General features: G+C 25.4%; 15 protein-coding genes. 5 read left to right on the top strand and 10 right to left on the bottom strand.

Annotation, left to right across the window (positions count from 1 at the left end; all coding sequences use genetic code 11):
• Positions 1–11 precede the first annotated feature (11 nt).
• Positions 12–395, bottom strand: a complete 384-nt coding sequence (locus ACUN06_RS04270; protein WP_291733569.1) for a zinc-ribbon domain-containing protein — start codon at positions 393–395, stop codon at positions 12–14.
• 117 nt (positions 396–512) lie between these two features.
• Between ACUN06_RS04270 and ACUN06_RS04265 the strand changes: the two genes are divergently transcribed.
• Positions 513–1349: a patatin-like phospholipase family protein gene (locus ACUN06_RS04265; RefSeq protein ID WP_291733566.1), complete on the top strand. Its 837-nt coding sequence runs from the start codon at positions 513–515 to the stop codon at positions 1347–1349.
• A 61-nt stretch (positions 1350–1410) separates the two neighbouring features.
• Here the strand turns inward: ACUN06_RS04265 and ACUN06_RS04260 are convergent, their stop codons facing one another.
• From ACUN06_RS04260 to ACUN06_RS04230, 7 genes are all read right to left on the bottom strand, one after another.
• The gene (locus ACUN06_RS04260) at positions 1411–1656 is read right to left on the bottom strand and encodes a hypothetical protein (protein ID WP_294368734.1); all 246 of its coding nucleotides are present in this window, start codon (positions 1654–1656) and stop codon (positions 1411–1413) included.
• Between the two features lie 78 nt (positions 1657–1734).
• On the bottom strand, positions 1735–3357 hold the full coding sequence (locus ACUN06_RS04255; RefSeq protein WP_449390133.1) for a Na/Pi cotransporter family protein: 1623 nt from the start codon (positions 3355–3357) through the stop codon (positions 1735–1737).
• A gap of 213 nt (positions 3358–3570) precedes the next feature.
• Positions 3571–4653, bottom strand: a complete 1083-nt coding sequence (locus ACUN06_RS04250; protein ID WP_291733559.1) for an ABC transporter ATP-binding protein — start codon at positions 4651–4653, stop codon at positions 3571–3573.
• Positions 4654–4670: 17 nt separating this feature from the next.
• A complete protein-coding gene (locus ACUN06_RS04245; protein WP_291733557.1) occupies positions 4671–5567 on the bottom strand; it encodes a sugar ABC transporter permease in 897 nt (298 codons plus the stop codon).
• Between the two features lie 5 nt (positions 5568–5572).
• Entirely contained in the window at positions 5573–7660 is a 2088-nt protein-coding gene (locus tag ACUN06_RS04240; RefSeq protein ID WP_301953577.1) for an ABC transporter permease subunit, read from the bottom strand.
• A 40-nt stretch (positions 7661–7700) separates the two neighbouring features.
• The gene (locus ACUN06_RS04235; RefSeq protein WP_302541963.1) at positions 7701–8162 is read right to left on the bottom strand and encodes a hypothetical protein; all 462 of its coding nucleotides are present in this window, start codon (positions 8160–8162) and stop codon (positions 7701–7703) included.
• Between the two features lie 208 nt (positions 8163–8370).
• The gene (locus ACUN06_RS04230) at positions 8371–9684 is read right to left on the bottom strand and encodes a sugar ABC transporter substrate-binding protein (RefSeq protein WP_294161111.1); all 1314 of its coding nucleotides are present in this window, start codon (positions 9682–9684) and stop codon (positions 8371–8373) included.
• Between the two features lie 584 nt (positions 9685–10268).
• On the opposite strand from ACUN06_RS04230, the gene ACUN06_RS04225 reads away from it, so the two are divergent.
• Positions 10269–10430, top strand: coding sequence for a hypothetical protein (locus ACUN06_RS04225; protein ID WP_449390132.1), 162 nt, complete (start codon positions 10269–10271; stop codon positions 10428–10430).
• A gap of 408 nt (positions 10431–10838) precedes the next feature.
• Positions 10839–11270 carry a hypothetical protein gene (locus ACUN06_RS04220; RefSeq protein WP_294368754.1) on the top strand — a complete coding sequence of 144 codons (432 nt, stop codon included), beginning with the start codon at positions 10839–10841 and terminating at the stop codon, positions 11268–11270.
• A 33-nt stretch (positions 11271–11303) separates the two neighbouring features.
• Here ACUN06_RS04220 and ACUN06_RS04215 read toward each other — a convergent pair whose 3' ends face one another.
• A complete protein-coding gene (locus ACUN06_RS04215) occupies positions 11304–11555 on the bottom strand; it encodes a hypothetical protein (protein ID WP_294368756.1) in 252 nt (83 codons plus the stop codon).
• A 334-nt stretch (positions 11556–11889) separates the two neighbouring features.
• Between ACUN06_RS04215 and ACUN06_RS04210 the strand changes: the two genes are divergently transcribed.
• On the top strand, positions 11890–12384 hold the full coding sequence (locus ACUN06_RS04210) for an HdeD family acid-resistance protein (protein WP_291733544.1): 495 nt from the start codon (positions 11890–11892) through the stop codon (positions 12382–12384).
• A gap of 168 nt (positions 12385–12552) precedes the next feature.
• On the top strand, positions 12553–13779 hold the full coding sequence (locus ACUN06_RS04205; RefSeq protein ID WP_294383135.1) for a glycosyltransferase family 2 protein: 1227 nt from the start codon (positions 12553–12555) through the stop codon (positions 13777–13779).
• Between the two features lie 62 nt (positions 13780–13841).
• Here the strand turns inward: ACUN06_RS04205 and ACUN06_RS04200 are convergent, their stop codons facing one another.
• Positions 13842–14108 (bottom strand): hypothetical protein, encoded by a 267-nt coding sequence (locus tag ACUN06_RS04200; RefSeq protein WP_412345019.1) that lies wholly within the window; start codon positions 14106–14108, stop codon positions 13842–13844.
• Positions 14109–14193: the final 85 nt, after the last annotated feature.

Here is a 14193-nt window from a genome sequence, read left to right as displayed (position 1 = left end):
AATAAAAATTACTATTTAAGCTTTTCTCCACAATATGGACAATATTCAAAATCATTTTCTAATTCCCTATTACACTTTGGACATTTTCTAATATAATAATTTTCATAACTATTATTTACTTCTTTTAAATCCCAATATGAAATTTCTGATTTTTCTCCTCTCTCAATTGCTTTTCCTTTTTCCTTATCTATATTAAATATAGAATTACACCCATTACAAATTACATAATATTTTTCATTCCACTTAAATAATGGTAAAAAAAAGAAATGAAAAAATGAATAAGTCTTTATTAATTTTGCTTCACTAGATTCATTACAATTTTTACAGCAAAAATTATTTAAAATTTTAATTTCTTTTTCTTTATTATCTATTCCAAATACACCTATAAAAAACATTTTCACACCTTCCTTATTTATATATTAACAATATCATCCCCCAAGTGTAAATATTTGTATTAAAATTTATTTTGTTTTATAATTAGTTAATAATACTTTTACGAAAGGAGCCATTTTATGCCTAGTTTAATTTTAGAAGGTGGAACACTTAGACCAATTTTTAGTGCTGGAGTAATGGATGCTTTACTTGACAATAACATTACTTTTCCATATTGTATAGGAGTTTCTGCGGGTATCACTAATGGGGTTTCTTACATTTCAAAACAAAAAGGACGTAATCTTGAAGTTGTAACTAAATATAGAAATGATAACCGTTATTTAAGCTATAGAAATTTTTTAAGATGTAAAAGTATATTTGGACTTGATTTTGTTTTTGATGAAATTCCAAATAATCTTATACCATTTGATATGGATACGTACAGAAAATATCCTGGAAAAGTATTAGTAGGTGTTACAAATGCACATACTGGTAAAACTGAATACTTAAATGGTAAAGATTTAGATGATAAAGCTACTATGTTAAGAGCTACTTGTGCTATTCCGCTACTTTTCCCAGTTATAAAAATCAATGGAAAGGAATATTATGATGGTGGACTTTGTGATCCAATTCCAATAAAGAAAGCAATTGCTGATGGTAATACTAAACATTTAATAGTTCTTACTCAGCCAAAAGGATATAAAAAAGAATTAAGTAAAAAAAATATATTAGTTGCTAAATTATTAAATAAAAAATATCCTAATTTAAAAACTCCCCTTTTAAATAGACATAATCACTATAATGAAACTGTTAAATTTTGTGAACAATTAGAAAGTGAAGGAAAAGTATTAATATTAAGACCAGAATATAATTTAGATAGCTTTGAAAAGGATATTAATAAACTTAAATCGTCTTATGAGCATGGATACAATTTAACAATAAATCATCTTTCTGAAATCAAAAAACTATTTGATTAACATTAATAAATTTATATAAAAAATAGTGCAATACAAAACTGTATACACTATTTTTTATAATTCATAATATTTTTTTAATTTTTTCTATTTCAAAATCTTTAATAAATTTTTGCTTATCTTCAGTATATAAAATTACACTTACTTTTCCATCTTTATATCTTAAAAATCTTGCCTTATTTTTACCACCAATTATATTGACAGCTTTTCCTCGTTTTAACTCCCTTACATTCTTTGAGTTACAATATTTACATTTATCATCTATAGTAAATACCCTTTGACAATCCAAACAATAATTTAATTTATACATTAACCCTTTCCTTTTAAAATATTTTTACAATAAACAATATGAAAATTTTAAATTACTTATTACAAATTACATAAATTTTTAAATATAAATTTTATGAGTATACTCTTCTTTAATATTTGAAATATTATTAGCATGATCTCCTATTCTTTCAAGATTTGATAAAAGGTCAAAAAACATTACTCCTGCATTAGCATAACATTGTTTAGCATTTAATCTTGCTATATTATTATTTCTAAATTTCTTCTCAAGAGTATCAATTTTATCTTCTATTTCTTCATTAATATCATTATTATTTTTATTATTTTCAAATGATTTTATTGAAATATCTAATGATTTTAATGTTATTTGAAAAATTTCATTCATTTCACTTAATGCCTCATCTGACATTTCTATTTTATTATTAATTTTACTCATTGCAAGCTCTACAATATTTTCTGCATGGTCTCCTATTCTTTCTACATCATTTATAGTATGATAAAGTATACTTACTAATTGAGCATTTTCTTCTGGTAGATTATGTTGTGATAATTCAATTAAATATTCTGTTATTTCTCTTTCCAACCTATTTATAACTTTTTCATTTTCATATACCTTATTAATACGATTTTCATCCCCTAAAAAAAATGCTTCCATTGCTAATTTAAAGTTATTTTTTGATATGTTTGCCATTCTAATAGTTTCCTTAACAGCTTGTGTACTTGCAACCATTGGTGTTTCTAAAAGCTTCTTATCTAAATATATTGCTCCATAAGGTTCTTTTTCATCGTTTTCAGGTAATATTTTATTTATAAATTTAATAAAGTAATTTGATATTGGTAATACTGCCAATGTTATTAATATGTTAAAAATAGTATGCGAATTTGCAACTTGTCTTCCTAAATTATCTGGATTTAAAAAGGCAACAAATTTTATAATATATGAAGCTAATGGCAAAAATATAATAGTTCCAAATATATTAAATGAAAGATGTAATAATGCTGCTTTCTTTGCTGTTCTATTTGCTCCTAATGAAGCTATTATCGCTGTAACACATGTACCTATATTACATCCTAATACTATTGGAAATGCAATTTTCATGTCAATTGTTCCAGCTGATGCTAATGCAACTAATATAGCTGTAGTTGCTGATGAACTTTGTACTATTGCTGTTATTATAACCCCAACTAAAACGCTTAATACAGAATATCTTCCTAAAACTATTACTGCCTTTTTAAACACTTCTAACTCTGCTACTGGCTTCATTGATGAAGACATTAATCCCATCCCCATAAATAATATTCCAAATCCAATTAAAATCACAGAAATATCCTTAATCTTTTTTTTCTTAGCCGTTAATGCACATATTTCTCCAACTCCAATAAATATAGGTGCAACTACTTCTAATCTAAAACTTACCATTTGTGCCGTTATTGTCGTTCCAATATTAGAACCCAATATAACACCTATAGCTTGACTTAAATCCATTAATCCAGCATTAACAAAACTAACTACCATTACTGTGGTTGCACTAGAACTTTGTATTATGGCTGTAACTGCAGTTCCAACTAATACCCCCATAACTTTATTACTAGTAATTTTCTCCAAAATACCTTTTAATTTCTCTCCCGAAACATTTTCAAGTCCATCACTCATTTGTTTCATTCCATACAAAAATAAGCCTAAGCCCCCAAAAATACCTGTAAAAATTTCAAAGCTATTCATATACCTTATAATACCTCTCATCTTTAATTAAAATAATGTAAATATTTTATGATTTCATAATCTCTCTTTAACTATATTCTATTTTTTCTTAAATAAGTCCTTAAAAATTTTATAACTTAACATAAATTTCTATACAAAAAAGCTGGAACTCATTATAATATAGTTCCAGCTTTAAAAAATATCATTTTAAATAATTATATTAATATTCTTTTATTAATTTATTCTTAATTCAGTTTCAGAATCAAAGAAATGTAATGCACCTAAATCAAATCCAAAGTTATGCTTTTCACCAACTTCATATTGATGATATCCAGGTACAGTTATTACAAGATCTTTACCACTCTTAAGTTTAACATAAAGAGTCTTTTCTTTACCTAAAACTTCTATAACATCTATTGTAGCTTCAAATGTATCATTTTTAGCATCTCCAACAAACCTTTCAGAACGAATTCCTAAATATACACCTTTTCCATTATATGAAGCTAATGACTTTAAATCTTCATCTGATGGTGTAATAGAAATTAATCCATCTTCAGAAACAAATTTCTTTCCTTCTATTTTACCCTTAATCATATTGATTGTTGGAGATCCAATAAATCTAGCAACAAACATATTTTGTGGCTTATCGTAAAACTCATATGGTTTACCAACTTGTTGAATTTTCCCATCATTCATTAAGACAATTTTTGTTGCCATTGTCATAGCTTCTACTTGGTCATGTGTTACATAAATAGAAGTTGTTCCAAGTGCTTTATGAATTCTAACTAATTCAACTCTCATATGCTCTCTTAACTTTGCATCTAAGTTAGAAAGAGGTTCATCCATTAAGAAAACACTTGGCTTTCTAACGATTGCTCTTCCTAAAGCAACTCTTTGTCTTTGTCCCCCAGAAATATCTGATGGTTTAGAATATAAATATTTTTCAATTTGAAGTAATTTTGCTGCTTCATTAACACGTTCATTAATAATATTTTTTCTTTCTTTTCTCATTGATAATGAAAATGCCATATTATCATAAACGGTCATATGTGGATATAAAGCATAACTTTGGAAAACCATTGCTATATCTCTATCCTTTGAAGCTAGCTTGTTTACTCTCTTTTCTCCAAATATTAAATCCCCTTCAGTAATTGAATTAAGTCCAGCAATCATACGTAATAAAGTAGTTTTACCACATCCAGATGGCCCTAAAATTACACAAAAGTCCTTATCTTCAATTTCTAAATTTATATGTCTTAAAGTAAAGTCTTCTCTACTTTCATATTTCTTTCCTATATTATTTAATGTTACTTTCATATCTACTATCTCCTATCCTATCCTTTTGTAGCCCCATTTGAAAGACCTGATACTAATTGTTTTTGTAATACAATGAATAAAATTACTATAGGTATTGCTGTTAAAAGTGCACCTGCTGTAAATGCTGGCTGATTTATTGTACGTTCATCTGTTATAAGAGTTTGTAAACCAGCAGCTAATGTATAGTCAGCTGATGAATTTAACAATACTTTTGGTAATAAGTAATCACCAAATGGTCCTATAAATGACCATAACCCTATTATTGCAAGCATTGGTCTTGCAATAGGCATTATAATAAGTCTATATATTTTCATGCTAGAGCAACCATCTATTTTAGCTGCATCATCTAGCTCTGTAGATATTGAATCTAAATACCCCTTTAAAATTATTGTATTACCTGCTATACCGCCACCTGCATATATAAGAATAAGCATCATTTGTCTTGTAAAGCCTGGCATAATATCTGATGCAATAGAATACATTGTAAAATATGCTGTAATACCAACAAATGTTGGGATTGTTTGGATAAGCATAACTGTCATAAGAGATGCTTTTTTCCCTTTAAATCTATATCTTGAATATGCATATCCAGTAAATGAAACTATTATTATAACTAAAATTGCTGTTGTAATACTTACAAATAAAGTATTTCCCATCCATTTTAAATAATCAGTTTCCTTAAATAATATTTCAAAATGTTTGAATGAAAATTTAAATTCCCCACCAATTATAAGTCTGCTTGATTGTGCTCCATTAAATGATGATATCACTATTTGTGATATTGGAACTATTATTATTACTGCCCATAGTATTAAAAATATATATGATATAGCAAGTGCTATTTTTCCTCCTACAGTAAGAGGTTGCTTATCAGAAAGATATAAATCATTTTTCTTATTTTTAAATATACTCATCATTCTTACCCCCTCTTAAATGCATCTGTATTTCTATACCCTATATATGCAATAATCATAAGTGCTATAGATATAATAACTGTTATAGTTGCTCCAATAGCTTGATATTGATTATTCATAGTTAACTTAAATATATAAGATATTAATAGGTCTGATGAACCTGCAAGGTTACCATATTTAGTTGGATCAAATGGTCCCCCATTATTAAATAATGCTATAATACTATAGTTATTAAAGTTAAATGTATATTGCCCAACTAAAAGTGGTGCTGTTTGGAATAAAACAAGAGGTACTGTTATTTTAGTTAATTTATTAAAGTTTGTAGCTCCATCAATATCAGCAGCTTCATATAATTCAGCATTAATAGATTGAAGTACTCCTGTTGATAGTAAGAATATATATGCACTACCTAACCATGCTTGTATACATATTAACGTAACTCTTATAACAAATGGATCATTTTTTATTGAGAATTTTGCTCCAAAAATACCCTTTAGTGCATTTACTACTGTTCCACCATCAGCTGCTAAAATACTAAAGAATAGTATTGAAATAAATGCAGGTACTGCCCATGGTAAAAGATATATTGATCTAAATAAAACTTTTCCTTTAACTCTGTCATTGTTAAGAACTATTGCTAAAATAAATCCTAATGCAATTGCTAAAGTTGTAGCTCCTATAGTCCAAATTATTGTCCATCCTAATATTCTCCAGAATATTGAACCAACCATTCCTTGTCCTAAGAAAATCATCTTATAGTTCTTTAATCCTTCCCATCCAAACTTAGCTTGAGTGTCTGGTCCCATTCCTGTAAATGCTAAAAGAATCGTTGTAACAACAGGGATACAAACTATAAAAATAGTAATTATAGCTGCTGGCGATAAAACTAAATAAGGGAATCCATCTTCAAATAAAATTTGCTTAGTTTCTGTCCAACTTCTGTATCTAGTCCCCTTAATTGTATCTTTTTCAACTTTATTTGCATCCTTGAAACATAAATAGATTAAAAATATTCCTATTAATACTAAGAATATTGCAAGTATACCTTCAATCATAAAGATAATTGATCTGTCAAGTCTTCCTTTACCAGCTGCTAATGATACAAGCCCTGCAATACCTTCCCCTTTATAGTTTCCATATCCTAAGGCATATGGAATAGCCACGGCATATATATATATTGTTGCAAAGAACATTATAATCGCTTTTACATATTGTTTATTTATACATTGGGCTAAACCTGGAATTAAGAATGTAACCCAAGATACCCATGGTAAAGTTTTTTCACTTTCAACTGGATAAACTCTTCTTAAATCTGCAACATTAATATTTACAGTATTAATTTTTTGTTTAATAGCTTTTGAAAGTTCATACTTCTTATTTTTTATAATTTCTTCATTATAAATTTTTTCATTTTCAAATGATTTAACTAATATTGCTTCTTTATATCTTCTTTTTAACTCTTTAATTGTATTATCTTTTGCTTGTCTTGAAATTAATCCTTCTTTACACTTAGATTTAACCTCTTTAATTCTATCTTGTAACTTTTTATTTTCCTCTTCTTTAAATGATTTAAATTCAACTTCAAATTTTTCATTTTCTTTTTGATTTATCTTAGTTAACTTATCTTGTGCCTTTACTAATTCGCTTGATGCAGATTTTGCAAATTCAATTACTGGTGGTATTTGTGCAATTTCAATTTTGCTTTGTTCATATATCAATTCTGCATCATAAGTAAGTTTAGTATAATTTTTATAAAATTTAACTAATTCCTTAGCTTTAAATAATCTTATTTCTAGTTTTTGAACTTTAGGTGATAAATTTTTATCTACCTTTGATTTATAATTAGATATATTTTTATTTACTTCTGAAAGAAATGCCTTTTCCTTATTTTTATACTCCGCTAATTGCTTATTATAAGGGTGATCTTTCTTATTTTTAACTAGCTGATTTAATTTATTTTCTAAATCTTGTTTTTCCTTACCAGTTGCAGCTTCAATTTTTTCCTGTAAAACCGAAACTTCATATAGGTATAAATTTTTTCTATCATATTCTCGATTAATATTATCATATAAGCGCTTATTGAATTTTCTCAACCCTTTTACCTCCTTTTATACCTTCTGAATAACTCTATGCTTAAATACTATTAACATTTTTGATACACTTCCCTAAGTAACCCATTATAAAAATTAAAGCTAAATAACCTATTATACATCCGATAAAGAATATTGAATAAAACTGTTCTCCTAAAAATGTTAATACAAATGCCCCTACTATAATTACAGACCATATTATTACAAACATCTTATTAACTCTAAGTTTTGTAAAAGTAAAATAACTGTGAATTGCCACAGCCATTGGTGTTATTGCTCTAATAAAAAATGTTGCCATACATATATTTAAATATGTAGAATATAACTCATCTGTTGTCTTAGTTAATAAATCTTCTCCTAAATTACTGCTAAATAACCACATATTAAATAATTCTGCATCTTTTGCTTTAATCAATATTTCAAGTGATGTTAGCATTATAATTAATGAACATATTGTTACTATTGTATAAAATATACCTTTTGGCATTTCTATACTTTCTCTCATGTGGAATTCCTCCCATTAATTAAAAGCCAATTTAAGTTAATAGCTTTTATTATATTATAAATTTGAATATACTAATAATTTTCAGGGAAATATAGTGATTTAAATATTTCAGAAACACTTAATAAAGTGTTTCTGATTAATATATAATACACTATTAACTTAAATTAGCGTATTTAACTTTTTAACTCATTTAATATCTGTAAAACTTTTATTGATTAAGATTTGCCATCATACCGTCAAATGATGCTTTAACTTCCTTATATGCTTCTTCTGCATTTGCAGGTTTTTTAGCAGACCATGATAATAAAGCATTTTGCCATGTATCCCAAACTTGTCCATATTCACTAAACAAAGGTCTATTTTCAGCAACTTTATAACTATCGTAAGTAGCTTCAATAACTTTTAATTGTAATTTATCTATTCCTTGATAATTATCAATTGTAGCATTTTCTAATATCTTACCTGTTGCATAAAATAATTCTTTTGCATTTTCAGGATTTATAAGCTCTTTAATAAATGCCTCTGCAATTTCCATTTGTTCTTCATTATCTTCACATCTTGCATTTATTCCAAGACCCCATCCACCTTTCCAGTGTTTTAATGGTTGTCCATTAAATGTGATTTGACTTAATGGAATTATTTGTAGGTTGTCATCACTTCCAACTAACTCACTAACTGAAGAAGTAGCCCAAGGACCATCAATCTTTACAGCATCGCTTTCACCTGTTTTAAATTGTTCATCAATATATCCTCCAGCAGCCTCTTTATCCCATAAAGATGTATTGTTTTCCTTATGAGCTTTCCAGTAATTATATAATCCTTCAAATAATTTTTTTTGTTGTTCTGTTAATTCTGACCATTCTTTTGTAGCATCACTTTTTAAATCTTTTGATAGTAAATCAAAATCAGCTGAATTAGTAAATGCAACTCCATACCATGCATCATGAACAGTTGTTAAAATTTGATTGTATTCTAAGCTTGTAAATTCAATTTCTTTGCTTGTATCAATATTTGCTGCCTTAGCATTTTCAACATTAACATATCCAATTAAAGTTTCTATATTGTAAGGGAATGCTAAATATTCACCATCAATTTTAAAGTTTCCACCTAATCCATTTTCAAAATCATTAAATCCACCAACTTCTTTTGCCATTTCATCAGCGGGCATTGCAGCTAAAACTTGATTCTTAGCTAAGCTATATAATCTATCTGCTGGTAAAGCAAATACATCAGCAATATCTGAGTTTGTTGCATCTGTTTTATCTAATACATCTAAGTGGTCAAATGATCCTGTTTCAAGAATTTCAATTGTTGCATTTGGATATTTTTCTACTATTGTATCCTTAACCTTTTCATAATAACTTACCCATTCTTTTTCTGCTTGAACCTTTAAAGTTACCTTCTTATCACTATTTCCTGATGAAGTAGTAGTTTTATCATCATTTCCCTTATTACTTGATCCACAAGCTACAAAGTTTACAGATGTTGCTGCTACAAGTAATGTTACTAATAATTTTTTCATAATAATTCTCCTCCACTTTTACACAAAATCAATTTATTTTTAAAGTTGATAACAACTTAAAATACATAATAAATATTATTTAACCTTTTTAGAAACGGTTCCACTAAAAAAAATAATAAAGTTTATTTATAATTAACATTATAAATATTTATCTAAAGTTAATAACTTTCATATTAGGTATCGTTTCCAAAATGTATCAAAAATTAAAACCCACCCTTTTGTAACTTTTTTCAATTTTTAATATTTTTTCCTTTGTTTATGTTTACATTATATCTAATTCATTAATAGTAGTCAATGAGTTTCAAAAAATATATTGTGTTAAATTCATCTCTAATTTTATACATTTAAGTTATTTATTTTTATATCATTTCTCATAATCAATTTAAATTTTGTATAAAATCATCAAATAAAATTTCACTTTAATCCATTTCCAATACTTATTTTTCCAATTATTATTAAGTTAATTGTGCTATTTAATTATTATTTAGTATTATAATTAAAAATTTACTTTCTTATTTTAAGGAGATGAATCTATTTATATAAATGAACTATTTTATACCTTAGAAAAGGATGAAGATAAATATATGACTGCTCCAATAGTTATTGATTATTTATTAGCAAAATTATCTATATATTCATCAACTCCAAATAGAGATAAATTTAAATACTCTAAAAACTTAATTTTATCTTCTTTTGATTTATTAACTAATAATCAAAATTTATATATAATTTTTATGTTGGTATAGATATACTAATACTATCTAAAGATAATCTTTTTGGAAAAAAACTTATTCAAGAAGCATTGTCGTATAAAGAAACAGGTCATTGCTATTTTGAGTTGTCTTATGCATATAGAATTGAAAATAATACAATAAAAGCATATTATTCAATAAAAAAAGAATTAGACTTATATGTTGCTGAAGGTAATATAATAATTATAATGTCTTGCTATTAAAAAATTTCTGAAGTATATTTTATGTTTGATAATTATAGTGATGCTATTCATTATTTAGAAATGTCTCTTCATATAGCAAAAAAACTTAAAAAGTTTAATTATTTAGATTCAATTCAAATTTGTGCAACATTATATTAAATTTCATATAATATTATAATATAATCCCCTTCATAAAATCAATTGTATGGAGTTTATTAAATTGCACTATGAAAACAATAAAATTAATAATGATGAATTTGAAGAGTACTTTAAACAATTAGATATTCAACTTGCAAATATTGAAAAACTCGGTTCCTCTTTATTAGTTATAGGTTATTTTTTCTTTATCCATGGATCTAACTTAGATATTTTAGAAATTTTAGACATTAATAATACTGGTGAAACTTCAACTTCAGTTACTTTGCTTGGTGCTGAATTTATATTGGTTGGATATATATTTTTATTTATTGAATCTACCAATAGATTAGAGGAAAGACGATTTCAAAAAGAAGTTTTATCTCAAGATATAGATTTATCACCTTATGAAAATTTATATCATGCATATCTTTTTTCAATTTTAATTAATATAATTAGAGTACATGCTTTATCTGAAATTGAAAAAACTAGTCAAACTGGTGAAGTATTTGTATAGGTTATTTATAAATTATATAACCTATACAACTTCTTAATTTACTTTTCCAAAAATAAGGTTCATATATTTTTTTAAGCTTTTTACAATTTCATTAGAATCATTTCCACTAATCACTATGCTATTTTCTTCTTTAACAATTTCAAATCTAATTATTTTATCAACATTAATAATTGACTTTATTTCATTTATCATATTTTCCTTATTAGCATTTTTATTATATACTTTTATGTATGAATATCCTGGAAAATCTTCTGATTCATATTTTAAAACTTTAAAATTTTCCACATAACCTATTTAAATCATTTCTATGTATACTTTATTTATTTTTTCACTTTATTCTATACACATTAAATAAGTTGCTCCATATCTTTCTGGAACTTCTTCTTAATAAATCCTAACAGTACCCTATTGCTGATTTAATAATTCGCATCCCGATTGATGGAAGTGCTTCATATTTTAACTTCATTAATATCCCCACTTTTTTAATTAAACTATATAATTTCTCTTAAATTTATACAATAATTCAATAAATTAATATTTTTTAAATTTTATTATATTATAAAAAAATTAACATATACTAATGTTAATAATAGGTTATTTCTTAAGGATGTGATGAGTTATGAAAGATTTTTTTGAAAAATTCTTTATAGTTGAAGGGATTTTATTTGGAATAATAGGTATTTTATTTTTTTTAAGACCTTTTAGCACTCTTGTAAATTTAGTTAATGTATGTGGTGTTTTAATTATTGTTACAGGAATATTTACATTACTTAGATCATTTTCATCTTCAACTAAAATATTTTTAATTATTAATGGTATAATTTCAATCTTATTTGGAATAATTTTGTGCATTTCTCCTATAGATACAGTTGATACAGTAGCTATTTTATGTGGTATATGGGCTCTTATTAGAGGAGTTTATCTTTTTATAATTTCCTTAAAATATAAAAGTTTAGGTTTTAACTTTAACACGATTTATAGTATTCTCTTAGTACTTTTAGGATTAATAATTCTTGCTAATCCTGTTATTGCAATAGCTGCAACACCTTATATCCTTGGAACTTATTTTGTTGTAATGGCAATTTGTGAAATATTCTTGGGATTTCAAATTTAGTTTTAAAAACTTTATAAAAAATAAAATCTCTAAGTTATTTATACATAGAGATTTTATTTTTGTAATATATCCCCAATTTAAAATTGCTATTATAAACATATATTATTCATCATATATGTGTATTTTCATATTATAATTATTATTTCTATTTTATAAGGAAGTTTATATATGACTGATAATTTAATAAAAAATCATGGAACAAGTATAATAATTTTAAGTTATAATAATTTAAATTATACTAAACAATGCCTAGAAAGTATTAGAAAATATACTCATAATGAAAATTACGAAATCATTGTTATAGATAATAATTCTAATGAAGAAACAAAAAATTGGTTAAAAACTCAATATGATATAAAACTTCAATTAAACACTTATAATAGGGGTTTTCCCGGTGGATGTAATGATGGTATAAAACTAGCCAATCCCCTTAATGATATTTTACTTTTAAACAATGATATTGTTGTTACTTATAATTGGCTTACAAATTTAAAAATTGCTTTATATAGTAATGACAATATAGGTGCTGTTAGCCCGGTAACAAACTCATCTTCTTATTGGCAAAGCATTCCTACTACTTATAAAACACTAAATGAAATGCAGGAATTTGCTTATAAAATAAATATAAGTGATAAAACTAAATGGGAAGAAAGAATTATGTTAGTTGGCTACAGCATGCTTATAAAAAAAGAAGTTCTTGATAAAGTTGGATTGCTTGATGAAATTTATTTTCCTGGAAACTTTGAAGATGATGATTATTGCTTTAGAATAATTAATGCTGAATATAAACTTTTATTATGCCATGATACATTTGTTCATCACTATGGCAGTGCTTCTTTTAGCACAGATAGTTCCTATAACGAAATACTTCAAAAAAATAAAAGAAAATTTGAAGAAAAATGGAATATAGATATTTCAGATGTTTATTTTAACTTAGCTTATTTAGCAATAATTCCTGAAATAAATGATTTAAAAGTATTAGACATATATGGTAATTGTGGTGTTAATGGATTAATGCTTAAATTTCATAGAAAAAATATAGATTTTTATATTGGAAATAATAATACTGGTTCTTATAAAATAGCTAGTAAATTACTTAAAACATTTTCTATGGATAGTAGTGATATTAATTTTGATTATATTTTAATAAATAATGATGCTAAATTTTTAAAAGATATTTTAGCTAAAAGTTTATTATTTAAGGCTTTAAAATCTTCTAAAAATATTGCTTTATTTATTAATCCCTCATTATATACTAATTATACTTCTGAAAATTCTAAAAACCTATCACTTTTAATTTATTATTTAAAAACTAAGTTTAATTTTATCTTAAATAATGAAATTTCTTATGGAAATAATAGAATTAACATTTTCACAAATAAATTTATTAATTAAAGTTTTATCACATAATATAAATTGTACTATAGTTTAGACTAGCTAAACTATAGTATTGCTAATTAAGCTCTTGTTAATATATCATTCCAAGCATCAACTATTGTTCTTTCTTGCTCTTCAATTGAATAGTTCTCTAAAATAAATTTTCTTGATGTTTTAGCTTTAAACAAATATTCTTCCTCTTTATTTTCTATTAAATCAATAACTAATTCTACATTTTTACATAGCTCAATTATATTACCTTGATTTATAGTATAAGAAAACTCATTTTTAAAATATTCTAATCCTCCTTGCTCATGATATTCTATAACAATACAAATACATCCCATTGCCATTGCCTCAGCTATTTATAAGCCAAATCCCTCTTCATCAGATAAACTTATAAAAATTTTACTCTTTTCTAAGCATAAGTGA

Source organism: Clostridium sp. ETTB3, assembly GCF_053571985.1.
The sequence above is the reverse complement of the archived record's forward strand: the minus strand, read 5'-3'. Positions and strand labels throughout refer to the sequence as shown.

Bases quoted from the DNA above. Each gene is read 5' to 3' on its own strand.
- ACUN06_RS04270 (WP_291733569.1), bottom strand. From the start codon at position 395: ATGTTTTTTATAGGTGTATTTGGAATAGATAATAAAGAAAAAGAAATT.
- ACUN06_RS04265 (WP_291733566.1), top strand. From the start codon at position 513: ATGCCTAGTTTAATTTTAGAAGGTGGAACACTTAGACCAATTTTTAGT.
- ACUN06_RS04260 (WP_294368734.1), bottom strand. From the start codon at position 1,656: ATGTATAAATTAAATTATTGTTTGGATTGTCAAAGGGTATTTACTATA.
- ACUN06_RS04255 (WP_449390133.1), bottom strand. From the start codon at position 3,357: ATGAATAGCTTTGAAATTTTTACAGGTATTTTTGGGGGCTTAGGCTTA.
- ACUN06_RS04250 (WP_291733559.1), bottom strand. From the start codon at position 4,653: ATGAAAGTAACATTAAATAATATAGGAAAGAAATATGAAAGTAGAGAA.
- ACUN06_RS04245 (WP_291733557.1), bottom strand. From the start codon at position 5,567: ATGAGTATATTTAAAAATAAGAAAAATGATTTATATCTTTCTGATAAG.
- ACUN06_RS04235 (WP_302541963.1), bottom strand. From the start codon at position 8,162: ATGAGAGAAAGTATAGAAATGCCAAAAGGTATATTTTATACAATAGTA.
- ACUN06_RS04230 (WP_294161111.1), bottom strand. From the start codon at position 9,684: ATGAAAAAATTATTAGTAACATTACTTGTAGCAGCAACATCTGTAAAC.
- ACUN06_RS04225 (WP_449390132.1), top strand. From the start codon at position 10,269: ATGACTGCTCCAATAGTTATTGATTATTTATTAGCAAAATTATCTATA.
- ACUN06_RS04210 (WP_291733544.1), top strand. From the start codon at position 11,890: ATGAAAGATTTTTTTGAAAAATTCTTTATAGTTGAAGGGATTTTATTT.
- ACUN06_RS04205 (WP_294383135.1), top strand. From the start codon at position 12,553: ATGACTGATAATTTAATAAAAAATCATGGAACAAGTATAATAATTTTA.
- ACUN06_RS04200 (WP_412345019.1), bottom strand. From the start codon at position 14,108: ATGGGATGTATTTGTATTGTTATAGAATATCATGAGCAAGGAGGATTA.